The 21,901-nt window shown below is 45.1% G+C and carries 22 protein-coding genes; 15 read left to right on the forward strand and 7 right to left on the reverse strand.

The window, feature by feature from the left end:
- Positions 1 to 221 precede the first annotated feature (221 nt).
- A complete protein-coding gene (locus tag QUA88_RS15085; RefSeq protein ID WP_333272420.1) occupies positions 222 to 1,304 on the reverse strand; it encodes a DALR anticodon-binding domain-containing protein in 1,083 nt (360 codons plus the stop codon).
- 355 nt (positions 1,305 to 1,659) lie between these two features.
- Here QUA88_RS15085 and QUA88_RS15090 point away from each other — a divergent pair, with 355 nt between their 5' ends.
- The 5 genes from QUA88_RS15090 (at position 1,660) to QUA88_RS15110 (ending at position 6,311) form a co-directional block, all read left to right on the forward strand.
- The gene (locus tag QUA88_RS15090; protein WP_333232006.1) at positions 1,660 to 2,487 is read left to right on the forward strand and encodes a Crp/Fnr family transcriptional regulator; all 828 of its coding nucleotides are present in this window, start codon (positions 1,660 to 1,662) and stop codon (positions 2,485 to 2,487) included.
- Positions 2,438 to 3,280, forward strand: coding sequence for an HAD-IB family phosphatase (locus QUA88_RS15095; protein ID WP_333240624.1), 843 nt, complete (start codon positions 2,438 to 2,440; stop codon positions 3,278 to 3,280). The genes QUA88_RS15090 and QUA88_RS15095 overlap by 50 nt, the downstream gene beginning before the upstream one ends.
- 244 nt (positions 3,281 to 3,524) lie before the next feature.
- Complete coding sequence (mtnB, locus tag QUA88_RS15100) at positions 3,525 to 4,154, forward strand: methylthioribulose 1-phosphate dehydratase (protein ID WP_333209678.1); 630 nt, start codon at positions 3,525 to 3,527, stop codon at positions 4,152 to 4,154.
- Positions 4,155 to 4,238: 84 nt separating this feature from the next.
- Complete coding sequence (locus tag QUA88_RS15105) at positions 4,239 to 5,288, forward strand: patatin-like phospholipase family protein (RefSeq protein WP_333053100.1); 1,050 nt, start codon at positions 4,239 to 4,241, stop codon at positions 5,286 to 5,288.
- Between the two features lie 210 nt (positions 5,289 to 5,498).
- Entirely contained in the window at positions 5,499 to 6,311 is an 813-nt protein-coding gene (locus QUA88_RS15110) for an MlaE family lipid ABC transporter permease subunit (RefSeq protein ID WP_333053101.1), read from the forward strand.
- 162 nt (positions 6,312 to 6,473) lie between these two features.
- Here QUA88_RS15110 and QUA88_RS15115 read toward each other — a convergent pair whose 3' ends face one another.
- Positions 6,474 to 7,988: an SGNH/GDSL hydrolase family protein gene (locus QUA88_RS15115; RefSeq protein WP_333053103.1), complete on the reverse strand. Its 1,515-nt coding sequence runs from the start codon at positions 7,986 to 7,988 to the stop codon at positions 6,474 to 6,476.
- A 208-nt stretch (positions 7,989 to 8,196) separates the two neighbouring features.
- Between QUA88_RS15115 and QUA88_RS15120 the strand changes: the two genes are divergently transcribed.
- Both QUA88_RS15120 and QUA88_RS15125 read left to right on the forward strand, forming a co-directional pair.
- Positions 8,197 to 8,541 (forward strand): hypothetical protein, encoded by a 345-nt coding sequence (locus QUA88_RS15120; RefSeq protein WP_015174589.1) that lies wholly within the window; start codon positions 8,197 to 8,199, stop codon positions 8,539 to 8,541.
- 160 nt (positions 8,542 to 8,701) lie between these two features.
- Positions 8,702 to 8,950 carry a hypothetical protein gene (locus QUA88_RS15125; protein WP_333053105.1) on the forward strand — a complete coding sequence of 83 codons (249 nt, stop codon included), beginning with the start codon at positions 8,702 to 8,704 and terminating at the stop codon, positions 8,948 to 8,950.
- 254 nt (positions 8,951 to 9,204) lie between these two features.
- Here the strand turns inward: QUA88_RS15125 and QUA88_RS15130 are convergent, their stop codons facing one another.
- Positions 9,205 to 9,405, reverse strand: coding sequence for a hypothetical protein (locus tag QUA88_RS15130; protein ID WP_333272426.1), 201 nt, complete (start codon positions 9,403 to 9,405; stop codon positions 9,205 to 9,207).
- Between the two features lie 261 nt (positions 9,406 to 9,666).
- Here QUA88_RS15130 and QUA88_RS15135 point away from each other — a divergent pair, with 261 nt between their 5' ends.
- A complete protein-coding gene (locus QUA88_RS15135) occupies positions 9,667 to 10,056 on the forward strand; it encodes a hypothetical protein (protein ID WP_333053107.1) in 390 nt (129 codons plus the stop codon).
- Between the two features lie 448 nt (positions 10,057 to 10,504).
- Here the strand turns inward: QUA88_RS15135 and QUA88_RS15140 are convergent, their stop codons facing one another.
- Entirely contained in the window at positions 10,505 to 11,791 is a 1,287-nt protein-coding gene (locus QUA88_RS15140) for a glycoside hydrolase family protein (protein ID WP_333053109.1), read from the reverse strand.
- A gap of 299 nt (positions 11,792 to 12,090) precedes the next feature.
- Complete coding sequence (locus tag QUA88_RS15145; RefSeq protein WP_333053110.1) at positions 12,091 to 12,750, reverse strand: NAD(P)H-binding protein; 660 nt, start codon at positions 12,748 to 12,750, stop codon at positions 12,091 to 12,093.
- Between the two features lie 117 nt (positions 12,751 to 12,867).
- Here QUA88_RS15145 and QUA88_RS15150 point away from each other — a divergent pair, with 117 nt between their 5' ends.
- The 4 genes from QUA88_RS15150 to QUA88_RS15165 all read left to right on the forward strand — a co-directional run bounded on the left by QUA88_RS15150 (position 12,868) and on the right by QUA88_RS15165 (position 17,527).
- A complete protein-coding gene (locus tag QUA88_RS15150; protein ID WP_333053111.1) occupies positions 12,868 to 13,581 on the forward strand; it encodes a DUF1997 domain-containing protein in 714 nt (237 codons plus the stop codon).
- An 880-nt stretch (positions 13,582 to 14,461) separates the two neighbouring features.
- A complete protein-coding gene (locus tag QUA88_RS15155; RefSeq protein WP_333053112.1) occupies positions 14,462 to 16,675 on the forward strand; it encodes an ATP-binding protein in 2,214 nt (737 codons plus the stop codon).
- Between the two features lie 164 nt (positions 16,676 to 16,839).
- Positions 16,840 to 17,139, forward strand: coding sequence for a type II toxin-antitoxin system HigB family toxin (locus tag QUA88_RS15160; RefSeq protein ID WP_333053113.1), 300 nt, complete (start codon positions 16,840 to 16,842; stop codon positions 17,137 to 17,139).
- Positions 17,123 to 17,527 carry a transcriptional regulator gene (locus QUA88_RS15165; RefSeq protein WP_333053114.1) on the forward strand — a complete coding sequence of 135 codons (405 nt, stop codon included), beginning with the start codon at positions 17,123 to 17,125 and terminating at the stop codon, positions 17,525 to 17,527. Before QUA88_RS15160 ends, QUA88_RS15165 begins: the two co-directional genes overlap by 17 nt.
- A gap of 108 nt (positions 17,528 to 17,635) precedes the next feature.
- Here the strand turns inward: QUA88_RS15165 and QUA88_RS15170 are convergent, their stop codons facing one another.
- Complete coding sequence (locus QUA88_RS15170) at positions 17,636 to 17,866, reverse strand: helix-turn-helix transcriptional regulator (protein ID WP_333209670.1); 231 nt, start codon at positions 17,864 to 17,866, stop codon at positions 17,636 to 17,638.
- Positions 17,867 to 17,956: 90 nt separating this feature from the next.
- Here QUA88_RS15170 and QUA88_RS15175 point away from each other — a divergent pair, with 90 nt between their 5' ends.
- Positions 17,957 to 18,244: a hypothetical protein gene (locus tag QUA88_RS15175; RefSeq protein ID WP_333053117.1), complete on the forward strand. Its 288-nt coding sequence runs from the start codon at positions 17,957 to 17,959 to the stop codon at positions 18,242 to 18,244.
- A gap of 596 nt (positions 18,245 to 18,840) precedes the next feature.
- Entirely contained in the window at positions 18,841 to 20,307 is a 1,467-nt protein-coding gene (locus QUA88_RS15180) for a response regulator (RefSeq protein WP_333272430.1), read from the forward strand.
- A 356-nt stretch (positions 20,308 to 20,663) separates the two neighbouring features.
- Here QUA88_RS15180 and hisG read toward each other — a convergent pair whose 3' ends face one another.
- Positions 20,664 to 21,308, reverse strand: a complete 645-nt coding sequence (gene hisG / locus QUA88_RS15185; protein WP_333053122.1) for an ATP phosphoribosyltransferase — start codon at positions 21,306 to 21,308, stop codon at positions 20,664 to 20,666.
- A 198-nt stretch (positions 21,309 to 21,506) separates the two neighbouring features.
- On the opposite strand from hisG, the gene QUA88_RS15190 reads away from it, so the two are divergent.
- On the forward strand, positions 21,507 to 21,764 hold the full coding sequence (locus tag QUA88_RS15190; RefSeq protein WP_333053123.1) for a hypothetical protein: 258 nt from the start codon (positions 21,507 to 21,509) through the stop codon (positions 21,762 to 21,764).
- The last annotated feature ends 137 nt before the right edge of the window (positions 21,765 to 21,901 follow it).

Consider the following 21,901-nt stretch of genomic DNA (forward strand, 5'->3'; position numbering starts at 1 on the left):
TGGTGAACCCGCCCCTACATGATTTTGGGCGAAGCGAAGCGGAGGGAATCGACCGGACATAATATAACGGGTTATCGCACTTTTTTGGAAATTCGTTTAAGCGGGCAAAAATAACTCATTTATCGCTGCGATTTCAAAAATTAAACTTGTCCGAAACCAGCGCCAAAATACAGTAAAATACTTTTTTTTATGCTACTTGTTACTTTTTTATACGGACTAATTCAAAGTTCTAAAGGAGCAATAGCGTTCAACAAATTTTCTAGGATAAATCGCAGCAAAGATTGAGTTGCTAATATTAAACCTAATCGAGCTTGGGCGAGTTGTGGCTGTTCTATTTTAACTTCTCCCCAAATTCGGCACTGGCTGTAAAAAATCTGAAATGCTTCGCTCAAACTATTGGCTAATTTGAAATAATTGACAGGTTGTTCGCGTTTTTTTACCTCAAAATTAGGATATAAATTGTCTAGCACTGTTAACAGTTGGGATATTAAACGGCGTTCTGCTGGATGCACTAACCGCAGTCGATCGCCCTCGTCAATCCAAGGGATAGGATTTGGACTCGCCAGCGACCAAATTTGCGGCGCTGTAGCGACATCGGGCTGCGCGATCGCAATTATCCGATCGCGGTGGGCCATTCGCAGCAGGGAACAGCAGCGCGCGTGGCTGTACTGAATGGGAAACAGTCGATCGGCAGACACAACAGGGGATAATACTCTAGATTCTGGAACTGGGAGGTTCGTTTGAGCTAAACGCTGCAACCAGACGGCTAAACCTGCATCAGTCAACTCCAACTCAATAATTCCCGCCGGCGCTAGTTTAACGGCGAAATCTGGGTAGCACAGCGGTTCGAGAGTTTCGGCCAACTCGGTCGCGATTGTCTGCGGTGTCTGCTGCCAAGTTTTAGCCAATTTCAGGGCGATCGCAGACACGTACAGCACCCGCGCGCTATCTTTACTCCGATTTAACGGAAATATTGCACCATTCTCAATAAGCTTTTTATGGGCGGGCAGGATGCCCACCCCACAATCAAATTCACTCTTTGTGGAACAGGCATCTTGGGCGGGCAGGATGCCCACCCCACAACCAAATTCACTTGTTGTGGAACAGGCATCTTGCCTGTTCTTGAGAACAAATTCATCTCTTGTGGAATGGGCATCTTGCCCGTTCTTGAGAATGGTGCCACCTATGAGATTTAATGGAATTTTCCCTAGTGCCTCTTGCTGGCCGATCGCCCTTTGGAACCTGGAAAGCAAGAAACACTTCACTGTAACTTCCGGGCACTGCTCCATATTTGCTGTATCCATATCGGCTCATCCTACCGTAAGAGCAACGATCGACTGTTACCGCTTGCACTTTTCTTGTACGTTAAACTGCTGATCTCAGAGATAGTCGATCGGCTCCCCCGGACGAGGCTACATCGAATTAATCGGCTTTATAGCGATTTTTTTGCTAAATATACAATAATTTACGACAAATTTTTTGCTGAACTATACCATTTTGATGTATTTTTTGCTACATTAAATATTTCGGTAAAACTAAGAAAAGTCAGCACAGTTAAGAAGCGTGCAAGCTCGATCGGGGGTTGGTTGTCTCACTTGGTATCGCACTGCTGGCAGAAGCTGTTTTTCTCACTCTTAAATATATCCCAGAGCCTCACTTATGCAATCAACTTCCACATCTGTAGAGACTATCGATCGACCGTTTATCACTTGGCAGCGAATTATCGACTGGGCCCAGGAACACTACCGCTGCCGGACTTTTAGCAAAGACGAGCGGATTCCCGCAAGACCCGGACTGCTGTATTTAGTCCAGAAAGGTTCTGTGCGGCTCGTAGGCAGTGCTCAAGTTAGCGCTGCTGCGGGGAAGTCGAAATCCGCTGACAAAACTACAGAAGAAGCTTTTTTGGGCTTCGTTGGCGCCGGTCAGCCCTTTGAACTGGTTGCTCAGTCTCCGTTTACTCTCCAAGCTTACGCCCACGCCGATCAAACTCACGTAGTGTGGATGTATTGGCACGACTTGGATAATTGGCCTCACTTTCGTAGGGAAATTTTGGATGCGTTTCGCTACCAACACCAGCGGAAACTTCTCTGGCTGAGCACTTTGGGACAGCGCCGGACGATCGACCGACTGCTGGGATTTCTCACTTTGTTGATCGAAGAGTTCGGCGAACCTTACATAGGTGACGGCGAACCGGATGTGGTTCGGGGCTACCGACTGCCTTGGACATTGACTCACGCTCAAATTGGCAGCGCAATTGGCTCAACGCGGGTGACGGTGACGCGCTTGATGGGTAAGTTGCGATCGAAAGGTTTGATTAATACTGAGGATGATAATTTAATCTGTTTGCCTGCTAAGTCTAACCCCCAAAAGACAAAAAACCAAAAGCAGGAGGTAGAAGATTCCTTGGATGATTCCCTGGATGATGAAGATTCCCTGGATGATGAAGATTCCCTGGATGATGAAGATTCTCTCGAAGAATCTGCATAAAATCCTGCGGGAAATTGCCAACAAACAGCACGTCACTATTAGTTTTGGGCAGTCGCGCTCGATGGCTCGACAGTGTAGGATAAATTGTGTAAACTTTTCCTGTTCTCGAAAGGTGCGACTGACAATGACCGATGACAAGCCAAAATCTTCAATCCCGAACAATCAGCAACGGGTGGTATTCTGCGACTTTGACGGCACGATAACTGTTGAAGAAACTTTTGTGGCAATGCTCAAGCATTTCGCACCGGAACTGTCGTCTCAACTGATGCCAGAAATATACGCTAGAAGGCTGAGTTTGCGATCGGGAGTGCGGCAGTTACTAGAGTCTATTCCCTCGGAACGTTACGGGGAAATTGTGGAATTTTCTAGGGGAAAGCTGATGCGGCCGGGATTGGTGGAATTGCTGGATTTTTTGGACAAAAAAAAGGTAGATTTTGCGATCGTTTCCGGCGGTCTTCGGATTATGGTAGAGACGGTAATGGGCGATTTGGTACACCGGGCGAGGGTTATTTACGCTGTGGATGTGGACGCTAGTGGCCCTCGCTTGCAAGTCAATTCTGAGTTTGAAGGAGATGAGGAATTGGTGTCTAAGGTGCGGGTGATGGGCCAGCACCCGGCCGAGGAACAGGTGGCGATCGGAGATTCGCTAACGGATTTTAATATGGCTTTGCAGGCTTCGTCGGTGTTTGCGCGCGATCGGCTTGCCCAGTATCTAGACGAACAGCAAAAGCCTTATACTAAATGGGATAATTTTTTTGATGTGTTGGAAAATTTGTCCCAAAAATGGAATTGAAACTATCGCCTTTCTCAGGTAATATAAATTCCGTTTGCATCGGTATTGTATGATGTTAAATTTTGTAGGGGCGGGTTCACAAACAATAATTGCCCATAATAGACAATATAATAAACCCGCCCCCGTGCATATAAGTCCGATGCTACCGGATTTGATATAAGGTACGCAGTGCACTACGTTTAGATAAACCAGCGCAATTCCTATTAACGTAAAAAGTAGATTAAAAACTGAGGATTTGTCAAGAATGAGTGGTGATTTGAGATCGGATTTAATTGCAGCAGCCAAACATTTTTACGATCGCGGTTGGATGGTTGGGACTGCTGGGAATCTTTCAGCCCGCTTACCAGATGGCACTTTCTGGATTACTGCTAGTGGCCGCGCGAAAGGGCAGTTAACTGAACAAGATTTTATCAGAATGAACTTAGACGGCGCAATTGTCGAGCAACCTGTTGCTGACAGCCGCCCTTCCGCCGAAACCAGCATTCATTTAGCCGTTTACAATTGTTTTCCAGACGCGAAAGCTTGCTATCACGTCCACTCCATCGAGGCAAATTTAGTTTCTCGGCTAACCGCAGGAGATGCAGTGCCTTTACCGGCGATCGAAATGCTGAAAGGTTTGGGAATGTGGGAGGAAAACCCGCAAGTGTCGATACCCCTCTTTACAAATTATTTAGAAGTCCCTAAGATAGCCAAGGAAATTTGCGAATTTTTTGCCATTTCTGCGCCCTCTGTACCCGCTTTGTTAATTCGCGATCACGGCATTACAGTCTGGGCAGAGTCGCCAGCCGCCGCCTACAATTACGTAGAAATTGTAGAATACATTTTTCGCTATACGATCGCAGCCCGCCAATTAAATTTAGATTTGAAATTTTAGATTTTAGATTAAGCGGTGCATGGATTCGGAGGCTTGGGGATTTGAGATTAGCAAACGAGAAAATATTCAGAATAGGCAACAATTATGGCGAAATATACCAGAATTTTATCCATAGATGGAGGCGGAATTAGAGGAATTATTCCAGCGCAAATTTTAGTTAGCGTTGAGTCAAAGCTGCAACAAAAAAGTGGCAACCCTGATGCGAGAATAGCTGACTATTTTGATTTAATCGCCGGCACGAGTGCAGGAGGAATTTTAACTTGCATCTATTTGTGTCCCGATGCCGAAAATCCCACCAGACCTCGGTGGGCAGCCCAAGACGCTGTTAATTTTTCGATTGAGAGTGGCCGCGACGTTTTTCAGACTTCATTGTGGCAAAAAGTCAGATCTCTAAATGGTGTGAGAGATGAGAAATATCCCAGCGAGCCCTTAGAAAAATTATTTTGGGAAAATTTTAGAGATTGCAAACTCAGCGAACTGCTAAAACCTTGTTTAATTTCCAGTTACGACATCGAAAGGAGAAAAGCTCACTTTTTCGATCAAATAGATGCTAAAGAATATCCAGCCGAAGACTATTTTATTAGAGATATCGCCAGAGCCACATCGGCAGCTCCCTCTTATTTTGAGGCTTCTAAAATCTATTCTTTTAGCAATGAATGCTACGCTTTAATTGACGGGGGAGTCTTCGCCAACAATCCCGCACTTTGTGCTTATGCAGAAGTTAGAAATAAATTCAGAATTCCTGACAATGACTCCTACCGAGGCCCGAAAGCAAAAGATATGGTAATTTTATCCTTGGGAACCGGAGAAGCTCAGAAAAAATACCCCTACGAAAAAGTAAAAAATTGGGGTCAAATTGAGTGGGTAGAGCCTTTGATTAATATCATGATGACGGGAGTTGCTGAAACTGTAAATTATCAACTAATTCAAATTTATGATGCGGTTGAAAGACCGAATCAATATTTGAGAATTACTCCCGATTTGAGCCACGAACAACCGCTGCCGATTGATGATGCCTCGGAAGAGAAGATATCGGCACTGCTGAGAATTGGCAAGGATCAAGCCGAAAAGAATAATGAACAGTTAGATAAGTTTATCGACTTGTTACTTGCTCCCGTAGTCCTAGGATTTTAGATTTTAGTCATATTGTAGGGTGGGTTGGGCGCGGCGATTAAGTTAAGTCACCAATAAATAAATCTTAAACCGCGCCTAACCCACCAACCGCAGGGCCCAGAGACAAAAAATATATGTTGACAAATCGTGCAATAATTGCTGTAGGATTGCCGAAAATCTCTATTTAGCAGTGCTTCGCCCTGTTTGCAATTAATCGCGAGCCCTCCGTCAGTGGTTAAGAAATACCAAGAAAAGCGCGATCGACATTTAGATGAAACCTTCAATAACAGGTGGTTTCAGCGGTTTTTTTTGACGTTGTTCCTGGGGGGCCAAGTGCTGCTACGCATACTCCAAGGCAAAATTGACCGTCGCAAAATCATGGAACATTTAGTAACAGTAGGCCTGGATTCTTTCCGATCCGTGCTGCTAATAGCCTTTTTTGGCGGCATGATTTTTACATTTCAATCCGCCAGAGAATTGGTTCGCTTTGGGGCGGTTGGGGCGATGGGAGGTGCGTTTGCTGTGGCATTTTGTGGCGAATTAGCACCACTTTTAACGGCGGGCGTGGTGGCGGGACAAGTAGGTTCGGCCTTTGCGGCGGAGATAGGAGAAATGCAGGTGACGGAACAAATAGACGCCCTGTATATGTTAAGAACAAATCCGGTTGATTATTTAGTAGTGCCGAGGGTGATAGCTTGCTGCATCATGCTGCCGATTTTAACAATTTTTGCGGTAGCGGTGGGAATTTTGGGCGGGCTATTTGTAGCGGTTCATTTTTATAATTTGGAACCGTCGGTATTTTTGGAATCGGTGCGGACTTTTTTGGGGCCTGGGGATTTAGTAACTGTGGTGATTAAAAGTTTTATTTTTGGGTTGATAATTGCCCTTGTCGGTTGCGGTTGGGGATTGACGACGGTGGGCGGAGGGAAAGGAGTAGGCCAAGCTGCAACGGCGGCGGTGGTAACTTCTTGGGTGTTGATTTTTGTAGCAGATTTCTTTTTATCGTTGTTGATATTTCACGAGTTGAGGATGCTCAAAGGTTGATAATCTTGGCGATTATAGCAGGATTCAGGAGTCAAGACGCTTAAATATTAAGGGTTTGAACAATCATCAACCCGAATGCCACCAGGATTTCTATAAAATAACATGAATATTTTTTTAACCGCAGATGAACGCAAATAAACGCCGATAAAATTGCATCAGCGTTCATCCGTGTTCATCCGCTGATATCTGCGGTTTAAAACTCTCAACTTCAGATGGTAGATTGGAGAAGGAGAAAGGAGGGCGATACACTCGAATTGCCTGGATTGGAACTTTCCCATCTGTTTCGGGGACGATTTCGAGGGTGTGTTTGGAGTTGCTCAAATTCTGAGCCAATGTTGTAGAATACTCGCGGCTTGAATCTGTAATTTGTGGAGGAACGTATGAATCAACAAACATTGGTCGCACTTGCCAGGAAATTTCAAAGCCTTTAGGCGTCGGTTTTTTAGACTCTTCATAAGAATTTTTCAGCCACCAGTTTCTCGGTTCAATCACGACGCGGCCAGAGTTTGAGACAAACATTTCGTCGTTTGTACCGCTGCCGTCGTAACCTGTTTTAGAACCTACAACGTCAAATTTAAACTTGCTGGCGTCGCTGTTAATCTCAGTAATCACGGCTTTCCAATCTTCGACGATTAGCGGTTTTTGACTGGATATTTGGATGATTGCTGGCAAACCGACGCCAAGAGTAACGCTAGGTCTGGTGATGCTGTAAAGTTCAGGAAATTCTGAGGGTTTTTTGCCGTCGATCGCAATTCTAGCAGAAATTGCTTTGCCGTTGAAGGTTTTATCGGCGATCGCATCTATTCTATTTCCTTCAAATTCTAAAACCAACTTGCCATCTTGCCATTTAACATCGGTGCCAACTGTATAGGTTTTCACTAAATCCTGCGGCGGTTGAGGAGAATTTGGCTTGTATCGCAGATGCGGTTTTATCAGGGCCGCTAGGAGAAAGTTTCCCCAATCGTTGAGGTGAATGCTGTCGCTCAATAGCTGTTGTGGCTGCAAGCGATTGTCTTTCAAATACCTGCGCCAAGGTTCACGAATTTCGGCTATTTCGCAGCCGTATTTATCGGCCAACTCCGGCAGCCATTTAGTAGAATGAGTGTTGTGCCATTCGTATCTTTTGACTGAATTTGGATCGTCGCTGTTGCCTGTAGGCATCCAGTCAAGATGGTCTGAATGCAAGAGTATTTCGCTAGCAGTGCGGCTGCGGACATTGGCAATTATGGCTTCGTAATCTTCACCGCCTCCGTAGACGTGAAAAATTAGCAAGTCTGGATAAAAAGGATACAAATCGTGTTCGCTGGGACGGATTAAAATCGGGGCGGCAAATCCTCCGATCGCCCGATTTTCCACAATCAAATCTGCATTGGGAAATCGCTGTCTTAAATCCTTCACTACATCTTTCCACCAATCTTGTTCTGTGATGGATTGACCGTAGAATAGAATACGCACTTGGCGGCGGTCTGTTGGAGTGCTAGCAGCAAGTAGCCCCATCGTCCTTTGAATCCTTGCTCCAAAACTAGCATTATTTTCAATAGGAGCGGGTGGGGGAAATGGCGTAGAGGCAACTATTTTTTTGATGAGCGGAACTAACAGAAAGCTCAGACACAAAAAAAGCAGCCACAAGTAGCGATAAATCTTGGATTTTCTGCTATTTCTTTGGTGTTTTGCCATTGTTTTATTTTTCCCTGTCCGTTTCACTTTGCTCCAGGCGACTGTGGGATGAATGCTACGTGTCTAATCAGTAGCTGTAGCGTGCTTATGGGCGCACCTCACCAGTAGCTGTAGTGTAGCCTGTATGGAAATATATTACCAAATTGAGCGAGCCAAAAAGTGATATAATGCCTGCTAATTAATTGCACTCCGATCGATCGCACGTCAAATGGATTACAAAACCGCCCGCAGTTTTCTGATCGACCAAGGAACCGCCCTGGAAACCAAGAAAAATCCCGACGCCTTCCTGATGCGTCTCAAACAAGGTCAACCGCCCGTACCCGGACAGGTGACATCGATTTTATTAGCTTTAAAAATATTGTTTGAAGGGCTGCAAGAATCTCCAATGCTCGATCGACAATTGATATCGGCACTGCATTTACTGTCAGTAGAAGGTTTGCAGCAATTTGAAGCTGGACTCCGCAGAGGAGTTTCTTGGCCACCGCTGCTGAAGGAAGACTTAAATCGAATTGCGATCGCCGTCAAGAATATCTTTTCCGGCGTCTGGCAATAATTAGCTCAGCAACCACCGATCCCGATACCCACCGCCAGCCAACTCAATTTTTTTTATACAATTATTTGTAAAATTTTATGTTAATCTTGCTACATTTACCCTCGAATTGTGGCATCTTAATATAAGAATCACTTCAAACAAACAATTGGAGATACTACTCATGAACGCTGAAGAAAAAGCTAGACAACTAATTGCACGAGAAAGGCAGCATAGCGAACACTTGCACGAAGCTATGCTCAATCGTTCCTCCCACGAGCTAGAAACACATGGGGAGGGAATTGCTGAAGAAAAAGCCAGAGAATTAATGGCTCAAGAAAGGCAGCACAGCGAACACCTGCACGACTCTATGTTAAGCCGTTCCTCCCAAGAGGTAGAGGCATCGATCGCACCCGATGACACTGACAAATAAATTTTGTAAACACAAGACTTACGGACACATACCAATAAACCTGGTTTTTATACCATTTTTCATACCATAACAAAGGGCTGTAAAAATGTTTTTGTATAAACAACCAGGTTTCTGAGTCTTGCAATAGTTCAGCACAGCAAAACTCTACTCAAATCGAGGAGGATTTTAGGTGCAATCAAAACAGCCCCTGCTCGGTTGGCCGCCGCTATCACAAGCATCCACGCGCCATATATAGCAATAGAAAATGCCAGGTTCTACTCCTCGCGAAAGCTTTCCAGGGATGCCAAAAGAGCTGGCAGTCCCGCTAGTGTGGCCGACACCAAAGCCTCATCTTTGTAAATTCGAGATAGCCGAATACGGGTACTTTTAGACGCAGAGGTGAAAGAGCCTCGCCGTTGGGAATTTCCGGTTTCAACCCGCCCTAAATTTTGTGTTTCTCGCGTCACGCCAAACATAGCAGTATCCTCGCAGTATCGTCAATTAATCCCTAAATATGCGCCCGTAAATTTTCTCACGGCTTGCTGTATGTTTCTATTATTACTCAGATAGGTAACAGAGATGAAAGCATGAAATAATTATTCACGATAGATAGGGATCAACTTAAACTGCTTAAGGGCTTTTATTAATTTGTTACACGGCGGGTTTGTTTCAGCCGCCCACGACGACTCAGACACCAGCAACCAAAATCACCGATTTCACAGGAGGAATGCGGATCAATGATGCTAACTCTTAGTGCAGCAACAGTGATAAGTCAAATCAGGCCGACTGTCGAAAGCTTGGGCGACGGAGACTACCGCTACCGAGACTCCTTTGCGCTCGATCGACCTTTTCGAGAAATTCAATTTCGCAAACAAGACAGATACATCACCGGCAGCGATTCCGACAAACGCACGGGCAAAAGTTACTGCTTCCGGGGCATCCCCCAGCACAACAACATTATTAACATCACGGTAGCGATCGAAATTTCCCCAAAAACAGCACAGAAAACCGAGTGGAAATTAGCACCGGGAAACCCCATTAATTTCGACAGGCTTTATCCCCTGCAAGCATGGCCGGGATTAGAATTGTACAAATGTTTGACAGCATTTTTACCAAAATTGAAGTAATTAGACCTCTTGCAAAAATAATTAGGACGGGCTCTGGGGCCCATCCCACAAGAGTTATTTTTTCTTGTGGGATGAGCCCCAGAGCCCGTCCCATCAATTGATGAAAAGCATTTTTGCAAGAGGTCTATTATATCAAATATGGTGGATTGCACCGGATATCTCTAGGACACGGCTTGGCCCATAGGTGTCAACTTAAGCTTTTAGTCCATCAATATTCCCGCCTACCCGTCAGTCCGCCAGGGGTTGAAACCCCTGTCTAATACCTAAAGTCCTCGCTATGAGGACTAATGAGTTTAAAAAATTTTATTCTCAGTCCTCATAGCGAGGACTTTAGCTTTGAGGCAGGGAATTCATTCCCTGTCGGACTGTCGGACAGTCGGACTGTTTAACGTTAAGTTGACACCAATGGAGACTGCCGTGTCCCTACCCTTCTTTGTGTTAATTTAACCTAAGAACCAGCATTTTCCAATTCTTCCCGCAGCATTTCCCGGTAGACTTTCGGCAAACGAGAACTCATAGAATTGGTTTCAATTCCATATCCCAAACTCGTCCAAGTTCCCGAAAGCATCCGCAACACGTCAGTTAATCTTTCCTGTCGCAACATCTCAGAAATATCAGCTTTCCAAAACTTGCGATCGCTCAACCAAGCATAAACCACAGCATCCTGATCTTCTGGTTCAAAACTGTAATCTTCCCAGAATAAAAAATTAGCACGACGCGCCTGATAGCGCTTAGCCTTCTCCTTCCAAGTCGTAGTCAGAAATTGATACCTGCCCGCAGCGGTAGTACACCTGCCTCGATTCGGGCCATTAACAATCTTCACGCACCAGTCAGGATGGCGGCTCAAATCTAATATGTATTTGCCACCGTAAACAACGTGATAAGGGCGAGCAACATTCGACTCGCTAGCAGAAATAGTACGCATCAGCGCCCGAATATAAGGATCGCCCGTTTTAATAGCCAGCGGCGGGAATTTTCCCCGCCCGCTTACCGACTGCGACAACTGCTGATTTCCCCGCAAACTGTCAACCAAAAAAACACCGCCGCCAATCACAGCGCCGATTAAAAGTATAAATCCGAGGATTTGAATCTCTGCTCGCCTCAGCAAACCTCTTTTGCGACGGCTCAATTTCTCAGCTTCTAGCCAACTCATTTCCATTTCCGAAATTTCCGCCAATTTTCGAGCCGCCCGCATCCGGCGCACCCGAAAATCGTATTGATATAGCGGCGCGGCTACCAGCGTTAGACTCGATAAAACCCCCGCCAATTTAATCATCCAGAAATCTAATTCACCGGCTATGGCAACATTTGTCAGAGTAGATATTCCTGTTAGTAATTGAGCCGGATCGATCGATCGCGCGGGCCAATAAAAAATCGCAAGTTGCACCAACAGCGACAGATTAAAGGCAAAAAAAATCACTACAACAGCATTCAAGCCTTCTCGCAAGTGCGATCGAATACCCGTATGCCGACGCTTGAACTTGCGCGCAACGCGAAAGCGCCCCGGCAGCATAATTAGTAAGGGATTTAAGATTTTGACTGCTAAAAAGTGACAAACAAAGAACACAGGCAACTGAATCAGCCAAGCCGCCAGCAGTAGACTCAGAAAGCCGATATTGTCGCTGACAAAAGGAATGCCCCTGCGAAGGACAAAACTAAAACTCTGAGCGAGAGCAAATGCCCTTAACCACGAAATCGGATAGGGGAACCAAGCTGGCCACTTGAGAGTTTTCATGCTGGGAGAACGAAAGTTTAAGGGCGAATGGTAAAACTATTAAGATTTTGCCAGATTTGGCGATCGGAAAACTGGCAATTCCCCTGCGGTTTGTACTGATGGGACTTGCGCGCTGATGCCCAGAAACCGGGTTTTTTAAGCAAAAACTTGCCTAAAACCCTCAATCTCGGTAAAAAAACCCGGTTTCTTTGTTCGCTACCTGGGCCTAAAGAAACCGGGTTTTTTACCTTTGCTGCTGGCTGCAACGGGTATTTTCGTGAAAAAACCCGGTTTCTGGGCACCCGTGCGTCCTAATTCAATCAAATCACACTGGCAAACAACTCCTCAAAACTCTTTTGCGGAGCCTCCGACTTCGCCACAATTTCCACAACCTTGTTGCGAGAAGTCGGCTGAAACAGCGCCTCCACGCACACTTGGGCTACCTTGGTGCGGGGAATGCTGCTCTCAAACATTTTGTCCGCACCAGTCATGACGATCGCATCTGAATTATCCTCATTTTTGAGGCCGCCCGGACGGACGATCGTATAAGTTAGGCCGCTTTTTTGCAAATACTCCTCGGCTTGTTTTTTCCAAACCAAAATCAGCCAGAACAAATTCAGCGGGTGAAAAAACTGAGAGACGCACAGAGAAGTCACCAGCACAAAATGCTCAATTCCCTTAGCCTTAGCTGCATCCACCAAATTTTTAGTACCTTCAAAATCCACCTTGTAAGGCGCTGTCGGGTCAAAACCAGGGGCCGCCCCTGTCGCACACAGCAATACCGTACTATCGCCGATGGCATCGCCTAGGGAAGTTGCATTTAATACATCCCCAGTCACTAACTCAGCCTCCGGTGGTAAAATTTGCCTCGCTGTGTCTAGATTTCGGACTAAGGCGCGCACGGGAATACCTCGCTTGACCAATTCTGCGACGATGCGGCGGCCAGTCTGACCTGTGGCTCCTGCTACAAATGCTTTCATATGTCGAGTTATGCTGAACTAGGGTAAGTTTTGTTGCTATCAATTTCTCAATTGTAGGGAGGAAACTCCCTTAACACATCCCCAACCCGACCGGTGCGTATTACAGGAGAGTATAGAATGAAGCAAGATTCCGCTGAATATCAAACTTTTGAAGCTTCTGACGAAAATTACTACCCAGATGCGAGTTTCCGACAGCCCGAAAGTGGAAGCGCGGATGCACCAGAGGAAGTTGAGCCGATTTGGTTTCACACGCATTTTGAAGACAGCATGGAGATGTACGCCGATGCGGAGACGGTGGCGAAGCATTTGAACAACCACAAGAGTTGGTTTTGCCAGTGCGCTTCGCCGATGAAGGCCCAGCCGATCGGCGAAAACGGCTATGATTTATTAATCGGGCGTTTTGGGGCTTTCGGCTACCGTGTTGAAGCGAGAATTGGTTTAGAGTTGCTGCCGCCGGATGCTGAAGGCTGCTATTTGATTAAGACTATTCCGGTTCCGAATTATACCTCGCCTGGGTATGAAGTGGATTTTCGATCGGCAATGAAGCTAGGGGAGATACCGTCTCAGGAGTTTGCCGCCGATTGGCCGAGCTCGGAACGTGCTAAGCTGCCGCCTGTGATTACCATTACTAGCTGGAAGCTGGATTTGGCTGTGGGAGTTTGCTTTCCCAAGTTTATTCGATCGATGTCTCAACCTTTAATAGAAAAAACCGGCGATGCGCTTTTGGAAAAAATCATCAAACAAGTTAACCGGCGCTTGACTTATAAAACTCAGGTTGTTTTTCACGAAAGTTTGGGCATTCCTTTTCCGAAAAATCCTAAGAAATATTAAGCATACTTACGCTTTAACCTGTACAGCATTTAAATTGTATGTTAAGTGTGGGATCTCCTGCCCAACCCCTACTCCCCACAAGAGTAAAGATTTATTTGACTCTGCAATTTAAATGCGGATTAGCTTAACTCGCATTTGTAGGGTGTGCACTGCACACCTTACTCATAAGTGCGATCGTCATAACTCATACCCTCGTAGATTTTCGACTTCGGCGTGAGCGCTCAGTCGCACAATTTTAGATTAAATTATGGGGAATAACTGATTGTGTATGGGTTGGGATCGCGAGCCTAAAGTTGCTTTTTTGAAACTGATATCACTTTCTCCGGGTGCTTAGAGCGAGCCTTATGCCTAGGTTTTTGAATCCAACACTTGCTTTACCAGTTAATCCAAATCATCAAGTTATTGCTAATAAAATTTAAGGGTAAAGTCATGATTGCATTTTGACATATAGCAATTCTTGCAAAAGTCGTATTTTTTTTACCCCACGCCAACCCTCCCCGAACGCGCTGGGAGTCCGTAAGAAATTCACAAATGATGCGAGGATTGCTAGATGCTGATTTCTTATCAGTGGAATTAGTTTTTATTATTATGGGTCAATTTAGCACAGGGTTGGACACAATAGTTTCAAGTCAGATGCCCTCAATTTCGACAGTATTGTTATTAAAAGATTCTGCTTCTGTCATTATGCTTTCCCTCCTTATTGCCTCATGATTAAGCAATGTAGGCGACGCAGTTCAAAGCGGGATCCGATCGCCCTCGTAAACTAGCAAGTGTCTCAGATCACAAGGCAGATCGATCGCCCTCACTGCCAAAAAACGTAAAGTTATGTCAGATTAAGTAAGGGGTTATACAATAACTCTTGCCATATCCCTAGAAAGTTATGACAACGAAACTAAGAGCTACACACACAGAGAAAATGGAGAGAGACTTGCACCAGTTGAGGGCAGACCAAGAACTGATTCTCAATCAAGTAGACAATGCGATCGCTCTGTTCGACTCGTCTGATTGCTTAGTTTTGTTTAACAAAAAATTGGCGGGAATCTGGGAACTGTCCCCAGAATGGCTGGAAACAAAGCCGAAGTGCCACTTGCTGTTTGCGGAAATTGTCGATCGGGGTTACTTGTCCCTTCAGCAGTGGCAAGAGTTTCAGCAAGCACTCGAAAAATCTCAGGATGAAAGTTTATCATTTTATTTCGAGCAATCCAATGCGGTTTGTTTGGAGGTGTGCGCCACGATTACCAACAGCGGCGGACGGCTATTTACCTTTCGAGACGTTACGGTATACCGAAACTCCCAAGCTAGCTTGAACGCAGAAGTCAGGCGGCTTAGCTTTCTTTTAGGTTTAACTGAACGCCTGCAAAAGTCTGACAGTTTGCAAGAAATAGGTCAGTTTGCCCTCACCTATTTAGTAGAGGCAATGAATGCAGCTTTCGGAGATGTCAAGGTGATTAACGGCAAGGGAAACGATCGGCAAGCGTCGGGGATTTGCAACCAAGTTTCTAGTCAATTTTTGGCTACTTACGGGGAACCAGTAGTCGCAGGAATGCAAGAATTGCTCGACCAAGGCATTCCCTACGGCATCGGTTTACTGTGGGAAGTGGTGAAAACTGGTAAACCTGTGTTTGTCGAGGATTATGCCCAACATCCCAATGCCGTGCCGGAATTTCGGCATCCGGGAATCGGACAACTGGGTATTTTTCCGATCGCAGCTACCAACGGCACAATCATCGGAGTGCTGACGCTGGAGTCCCGCAACATCAAAAAACTGCAAGCCGCCGTCCACCAAGACGTACTCGAAGCTGCTTGCCGGACTCTGGGGGCGGCGATCGAGCGGGCTCAGACACAAGAGAACTTGCGCCAAGTTAATGAAGAATTAGAGTATTCTTCTCAGTTGAAATCCGAGTTTTTAGCCTCAATGTCCCACGAATTGCGGACGCCTCTCAACAGCATTCTCGGCTTTTCTGACTTGCTGCTGCGGCAAACGGCCGGACAGTTGAGCGATCGACAAATCAACTATGTAGAACTGATCGAAAAAAGCGGTCAGCACTTGTTGCAGCTAATCAACGATATTCTCGATCTTTCTAAAATTGAAGCCGGGAAAGTAGAACTCAACTTACAGCCTGTTCGCGTTCAAGAACTGGCGACAGACTGTATGAAAATGATGCAGCCACGGGCAGACAAAAAGCGGATCGGTTTGTCTTTAGAACTCGACAACCGTATTACTAAAGTTTGGCTCGACGAACGGCGAGTGCGACAAATTGTGATTAATTTACTTTCCAATGCCATCAAATTTACCCCCGAACAGGGACAAGTTAAACTCAGCGGGCGTCTGGCCTACGGCAGTGAAATAGACGGCGACTACCGACCGGATTGTTCTCCTATAAATGCCAGCACTCCTTATTTTTGTTTTGAGGTAAAAGACTCCGGCATCGGCATTCCTCAAGACCGCTGGCACTTGCTATTTCGACCTTTTCAACAGGTGGATTCTTCCCTGACTCGGAGGCACGAAGGTACAGGTTTGGGTTTGGCTTTGACTAAGCGTTTGGCAGAATTGCACGGGGGAACTGTTTCTTTTCAATCTGTTTGCGATCGGGGAAGTCTTTTCCGCGTTTGGCTGCCGTTGACGGAGATGCGTCAACAGTTGGGAAACTTTGCTTCTTGTGCTTTGGATACCAAGTTAGTTCCTGCTTCTGCGATCGCTTTACCAATTGCCAGCAAGCGAATTTTGGTTGTTGAAGACCAGCTTTTTAACCAAATGTTAATTTCTGAGGTGATGGAATTGGAGGGGTACGGGGTAGAGATACTCGCGGATGGGAAGGCGATGGCCGATCGTATTCTCGCAGCCTCTGCAGCCCCGGAGTTGCTGCCGGATTTGATTTTGATGGACATTCAGTTGCCGGATGTTGACGGCTTTGAGTTGATGCGCCGAGTTAAAGCAGATCCTGTCTGGGATTCGGTACCGATGATTGCGGTGACGGCGATGGCTATGCCCGGTGACAGTGAGCGATGTTTGGAAGCAGGCGCTTCTGGTTATTTGAGCAAGCCGCTGGATTTGAATTTGACGATCGCTACTATCCGTTCTTTTCTCACTTAAACAGCATTTATACAAAGCTTGTCAAAGTAACTGTTAGCTTGCACGGGATGAGAAAAGCTTGTCCATCAAAGTGCCAATAAAAATTTGCTTGAAATGATTTAGACGCGCTATATAATAGATGATGACGGGATTCAGACATCTAGAAAATATCATAATGATAGCTAATGCACGTTATCAGTCGGAAAAAATTAAGAGACTACTGCCAAAGTCACGCTGATTCCTGCGAAGCGCTCGATGACTGGTATAAAATTGCCAGTAAAGCAGCCTGGACTAATCTTGTTGAAGTTCAAGCTGTTTATCTCAAAGCTGAAGCAGTTGGAAATTTTACAGTTTTTAATATCAAAGGAAATAAATATCGCTTAATCGCGAGTATTAACTATGAGAAGCAAATTATTTATATAAAATACGTTTTCACTCACGCCGAGTATGACAAGGAAACCTGGAAAAATGACTATTACTTTTGATCTAAAAATTTACAGTAGCTTGCTCTCTCAATATCAGCCTCGAATTATCAAAACTGAAGAGGAAAACGAGATATTTTTGAAAATTGTTGAAGAATTACTCTCACGTCCAAATCAGACTCCAGAAGAAGATGCGCTGTTGGAATTGCTGGTAAAACTGATTGAGGATTTTGAAGATCGGCACTATCAACTTAATACATCAACGCCCAAGTCAAGGTTGCTGCATTTAATGGATGCTCGGAGTCTAGAAGCAGAGGATTTAGTAGAAATTATGGGTTCAAGTGAGGCGGTAGTTGAGGTAATTAACGATCGGCTAGAAATCAGCAAGAAACAAGCTGAGGCTTTGGGGAGGTTTTTTCACGTCGATCCGGGGTTGTTTTTGTTCAATTAAGCGATCGCACTCTGTAATGTCTCGGAGGGCGATCGCATCCAAGTGGATTGATTTGATGAGGGTGGGGGCGATCGCACCCCTCCTATAAAAATGAACAAGCGATCGCACTCACTCATCAAAAGAATCATCCCCAAGCAATTCCAACAACTCATCCCAAGAACAACCAAAAGTTTCCTTAATGCGACTAACTGGGTCTATTTCTATTTTTGCCATTGGCTGCATAGCATAACGGCGAACGGTATTGTATGGGACGCCTGAACGCCTGCTTAGTTCGCTCAGGCTCCAGTTCCGCTCCTCGCTAAGCTCTTTTACTTTGATTTTTACTCTGTACATACTCATTAGCTTATGAGTATTTCAGTGTCAGAACTATAACTTTCGCATATACATATTAATAATTACATATTGACATATACACGCTAGCGTCATAATATGAGTAATAAATCAAAAGCCAGCGCCTCTACCTACCAAGTGTCCGCGCTGGCTCTGGCTCCCTTATGCAATGGAGACAAAACCATTATGACTTACAAAGAGTGCCTCAAGCCTTGGGCGGTTGCCCGTTTACTTCCCAATTTGCAGTGGGCGATTATCGGGCGATACCGCAGTCGATCGGACGCTGACGGACATCTTCAGTTGTGTCGCCAGCGAGTCCCCAATATCCGATTAAAAGTTGTGTTTGCTTTGCCCGATCGCACTGATTTGACACCTCATGGCCGATAACCGATCGTAGGAATCGGTTTTTTAGACAGAACTTACGCCAGGGCCGACAAAGAAACCGGGTTTTTTACCTAATCTGCGGACTACAGCAGAGGATTTTCGTAAAAAAACCCGGTTTCTGGCCACCCGTGCGTCCAAGACTATTAGGGAAAAAGAAAACAGCCCCACGTGAGGCTGTCTTCGATCGCACTATTGTATTTGCCACTGCTGGGCCTCCGACTTTTCCAACTGCCACTAATCCTGGGTTCACTGCCACAGAGGTGTAATTTATTACATTTCATGATGCGAAACGCTAAACTCAATAGTAGATAAATTTTAGATTGAATGTAAAATCAACTTATATTAACCTAACTCAACTATTTCGGCGATCGATCGGGGACATCTCTTTTCAGAAACGAGGGGAAAGACTAAAGAACACAACACAATCAGTTCTGGACGCTATTAGACTAAAGAAACCGGGTTTTTTACCCCGATTAAAAGTCTGTATGCAGTATTTTCGGAAAAAATCCGATTTCTAGGCGATCGTGCGTCAATCCTAGCTAAATACCTAAATCCTTTGTCCTTGCCGATCGGTGGCCAAACTTTACCTATCATATTCCATGTCAAACAAGTCGCCCTGCATCATGTTGGTTGATGACGAGCCAGCTAATCTGACTTTACTCGAAGAGTTATTGCACCTGAAAGGATACGCTACAGTATCAGCGCTATCTGGCCATGAAGCGCTCTCGCTTGCCCGCGCCTCTCGACCCGATTTAATTTTACTAGATATTATGATGCCGGAGATGGACGGTTTTGATGTGTGCGATATCCTACGGAAGGATACGGAATTGCAAACTGTACCGGTGATTTTTTTAACTGCCCTCGATGACGATATATCTCGCATCAAAGGGTTAGAAATGATGGCAGATGATTATTTGACAAAGCCTTTTAACAGTCGCTTGTTGCTGGCGAAAGTGGAAAATATTTTGCAGTTGAGTCAAATGCGATCGCAAGCAGTATCTTCCCAATTCCACCAGCAGGTAAAAGAGCAAAGCAAACGCCAAATCGCCGCAGCTTGGGAAGCCAACGAATATCTGTCAGAAAAATTTCAGCTATTTGTGCCAGAGCAACTTCTCGAACGAATTGCGCCGCAAGGAATAGAATCTATTCAGTTGGGCAATGCCACAGAAGAAGAGCTGACTGTTTTATTTTGCGACATTCGCGGGTTTACTGCGATCGCCGAATCTCAACAAGCTCGAAAGACTTTTGAATGGTTGAACGCTTTTTTTACTAAAATGAACGAGTGCATCACGTCTCACGGCGGGTTTATTGACAAATACCTAGGCGATGCAATCATGGCAGTATTTGACCAGCCAAATTCTCACGCCATGAATGCGATCGAAGCCGCAGTAGCAATGCAAGAAACCTTGCAAGAATTTAATGCCAGTCGCCACCAATACAATTTAGAATCTCCCGTCAATATTGGTACGGGAATTAACACAGGTATCGGCATGATCGGCACTTTAGGTTCCGATCGCCGCATGGACTCTACAGTCATCGGCGATGTGGTAAATACAGCTTCTCGGTTAGAAAATTTAACTAAAATATACGGCTGCCAAATTATTGTTAGCGAAAATGCCATTGTTCATGCGAGAGAATTTCTAAATGGCATAAGTTCCAACTCCCACTCAAAAGAAAGTCTATTATTAAAGTGCGACTTAGAAATGGAAACACAGGAGAGTATTATTTCTACTTCTGGGGCGACTGCTGCTGACAGCCATTTGCCCAGCAACAATTATTACTATCGCTGGATCGATCGAGTAACGCCGCGCGGCAAACAGCAAGCTATTGAAATCTACGAAATCTGGGCAGCCTCTTGTCCCGACTCTGAGGCAAAGCAGCTTACCCAGGGTTTATTTGACAAAGGAATTCAAGGATGGCAATCCGAAAGATTTGTCGCAGCCTTGGGATATTTTCAGCAACTAATCGAACAAAACCCTGCTGATACAGTCGTCAGTTTTTATATCAATCGCTGCCAGGAAAAACTAGGTTTTATACCTGTAAGTAAGCGCTCAGAAATCAACTAAATAGAACCAGTTCGTACTGAGGATTTCAGTCCTATTTCTTACGGCAAATACTAGCTCATAAAGATTTAACTTTTAGGGCGGGCGAGAAGCCAAAACCCTACTTCCCACAAGAGTTTAGAACTCTGGAAAAAGTCGCTAACTATCGTGAATTAAATAACTTACAAATTTAATTGTTATTGTGGGATGGGCTCTTATAGCCCATCCAAAAAGGACGGGCTATAAGAGCCCATCCCACTTTCAAGAGTGGAAGTTATTTAATTCTCATTCCTAACTATCGTGAATTGTATCTGCGTTGCGTCTGTGCTTTCCCTATTACTGAAAGATTTATGCCATAAGTCTACTCTAATTTTAGACCATCAAACAGCGGTCAAAACTTGCTCTCTCAACTTCCCGATCAACTCATTCACCCCCCCCGCATTCAAACGGTAACTCAGAGGATGACCGATTAAATAAGCCGAACTTTCAAACAAAACATCAATTTCCACCAAACCATTTTCTCGCAAAGTTTTGCCAGTCGAAACCAAATCCACAATTGCCTCCGACATACCCGTAATAGGCCCCAATTCCACAGAACCGTAAAGCGGCACAATTTCCACCGGCAAATTCAAATTGTGAAAATATTCCCTTGCACAGTGTACGAACTTAGAAGCAACTCTCCCGTGAGGAGGCAAATCCACCGTTCGTCGATAAGAACTAGATTCCTTCACCGCCACAGACAGCCGACACTTGCCAAAATTTAAATCAATTAAATTGGCAACTTTCGGCTTTTTTTCCCGCAAAACATCATAGCCAGCAATCCCCAAATCCGCTTGACCGTATTCCACATAAACAGGTACGTCGTGCGTCCTTACTAGCAAAGCTTTGGCAGTGCCCGTCGGGTCATAAATTTGAAGTTGTCGGTTCGAGGAATCGAGAAAAGCACTGAAGTCTAATCCAACCGATTTAAACAGCCGAATGCTATCTCCTAACAGTCCGCCTTTGGGAAGTGCAACAGTAATCATGTCAATTTTTAGAGGGTAAATTTCTTAATTTGGGAAGGGGGCGATCGCGGTCTAAGCAGAAACAGCTTTTACCAAACTCAGAATAACACATAGAGTTCATAGCAAAAAATAAATTTCGGGTATTGCTCGATCCTTGATTTGAGGATATATTATATTTAGTAATTTTTTATTTAGTCACTTTTTTCAATGGCGGTCGGTATGGAAAATAATCAAGAATTTGAAGAAAATTTTCACAGTGTAGACCAGGATTCCCTGAAAAAGATTACAGTAGATGAAATCCTCTCAGGCGGTGGTGTAGAGAGGGAGGAAATGGACTATACAGTAGCTGTACCTAGCGCTAACCAGGCAAGGGTTCCCAGGGACAGAGGCTTCTCCTCTCATGTGAAATCAAGCGTTTTCGATCGCGCCCCCCGATCGAAGTTTGCAGAAAAACGCGGAACGCTGGGAGGCTGTTAATTTGACAACTCTGGGCCCTAGAAGGGCAGAGATTCTTGTATCATTCAGTCCACTTAGGATCGCGAATTAAATAACTTACAATTTTAATTGTTATTGTGGGATGGGCGTCCCGCCCGTCCGTTTTGGACGGGCGGGAC

It is taken from the genome of Microcoleus sp. D3_18_C2, from assembly GCF_036702395.1.
Taxonomy (GTDB): Bacteria; Cyanobacteriota; Cyanobacteriia; order Cyanobacteriales; family Microcoleaceae; genus Microcoleus.

What these genes read in the sequence shown, in the direction of transcription:
- QUA88_RS15160 (WP_333053113.1), top strand. Translation starts at nt 16,840, where the DNA reads ATGCACGTTATCAGTCGGAAAAAATTAAGAGACTACTGCCAAAGTCAC.
- QUA88_RS15165 (WP_333053114.1), top strand. Translation starts at nt 17,123, where the DNA reads ATGACTATTACTTTTGATCTAAAAATTTACAGTAGCTTGCTCTCTCAA.
- hisG (WP_333053122.1), bottom strand. Translation starts at nt 21,308, where the DNA reads ATGATTACTGTTGCACTTCCCAAAGGCGGACTGTTAGGAGATAGCATT.
- QUA88_RS15130 (WP_333272426.1), bottom strand. Translation starts at nt 9,405, where the DNA reads ATGTTTGGCGTGACGCGAGAAACACAAAATTTAGGGCGGGTTGAAACC.
- QUA88_RS15170 (WP_333209670.1), bottom strand. Translation starts at nt 17,866, where the DNA reads ATGAGTATGTACAGAGTAAAAATCAAAGTAAAAGAGCTTAGCGAGGAG.
- QUA88_RS15090 (WP_333232006.1), top strand. Translation starts at nt 1,660, where the DNA reads ATGCAATCAACTTCCACATCTGTAGAGACTATCGATCGACCGTTTATC.
- QUA88_RS15140 (WP_333053109.1), bottom strand. Translation starts at nt 11,791, where the DNA reads ATGAAAACTCTCAAGTGGCCAGCTTGGTTCCCCTATCCGATTTCGTGG.
- QUA88_RS15145 (WP_333053110.1), bottom strand. Translation starts at nt 12,750, where the DNA reads ATGAAAGCATTTGTAGCAGGAGCCACAGGTCAGACTGGCCGCCGCATC.
- QUA88_RS15155 (WP_333053112.1), top strand. Translation starts at nt 14,462, where the DNA reads ATGACAACGAAACTAAGAGCTACACACACAGAGAAAATGGAGAGAGAC.
- QUA88_RS15120 (WP_015174589.1), top strand. Translation starts at nt 8,197, where the DNA reads ATGGATTACAAAACCGCCCGCAGTTTTCTGATCGACCAAGGAACCGCC.
- QUA88_RS15125 (WP_333053105.1), top strand. Translation starts at nt 8,702, where the DNA reads ATGAACGCTGAAGAAAAAGCTAGACAACTAATTGCACGAGAAAGGCAG.
- QUA88_RS15150 (WP_333053111.1), top strand. Translation starts at nt 12,868, where the DNA reads ATGAAGCAAGATTCCGCTGAATATCAAACTTTTGAAGCTTCTGACGAA.
- QUA88_RS15180 (WP_333272430.1), top strand. Translation starts at nt 18,841, where the DNA reads ATGTCAAACAAGTCGCCCTGCATCATGTTGGTTGATGACGAGCCAGCT.
- QUA88_RS15175 (WP_333053117.1), top strand. Translation starts at nt 17,957, where the DNA reads ATGAGTAATAAATCAAAAGCCAGCGCCTCTACCTACCAAGTGTCCGCG.
- QUA88_RS15190 (WP_333053123.1), top strand. Translation starts at nt 21,507, where the DNA reads ATGGAAAATAATCAAGAATTTGAAGAAAATTTTCACAGTGTAGACCAG.
- QUA88_RS15085 (WP_333272420.1), bottom strand. Translation starts at nt 1,304, where the DNA reads ATGGATACAGCAAATATGGAGCAGTGCCCGGAAGTTACAGTGAAGTGT.
- QUA88_RS15135 (WP_333053107.1), top strand. Translation starts at nt 9,667, where the DNA reads ATGATGCTAACTCTTAGTGCAGCAACAGTGATAAGTCAAATCAGGCCG.
- QUA88_RS15115 (WP_333053103.1), bottom strand. Translation starts at nt 7,988, where the DNA reads ATGGCAAAACACCAAAGAAATAGCAGAAAATCCAAGATTTATCGCTAC.
- mtnB (WP_333209678.1), top strand. Translation starts at nt 3,525, where the DNA reads ATGAGTGGTGATTTGAGATCGGATTTAATTGCAGCAGCCAAACATTTT.
- QUA88_RS15105 (WP_333053100.1), top strand. Translation starts at nt 4,239, where the DNA reads ATGGCGAAATATACCAGAATTTTATCCATAGATGGAGGCGGAATTAGA.
- QUA88_RS15095 (WP_333240624.1), top strand. Translation starts at nt 2,438, where the DNA reads ATGATGAAGATTCCCTGGATGATGAAGATTCTCTCGAAGAATCTGCAT.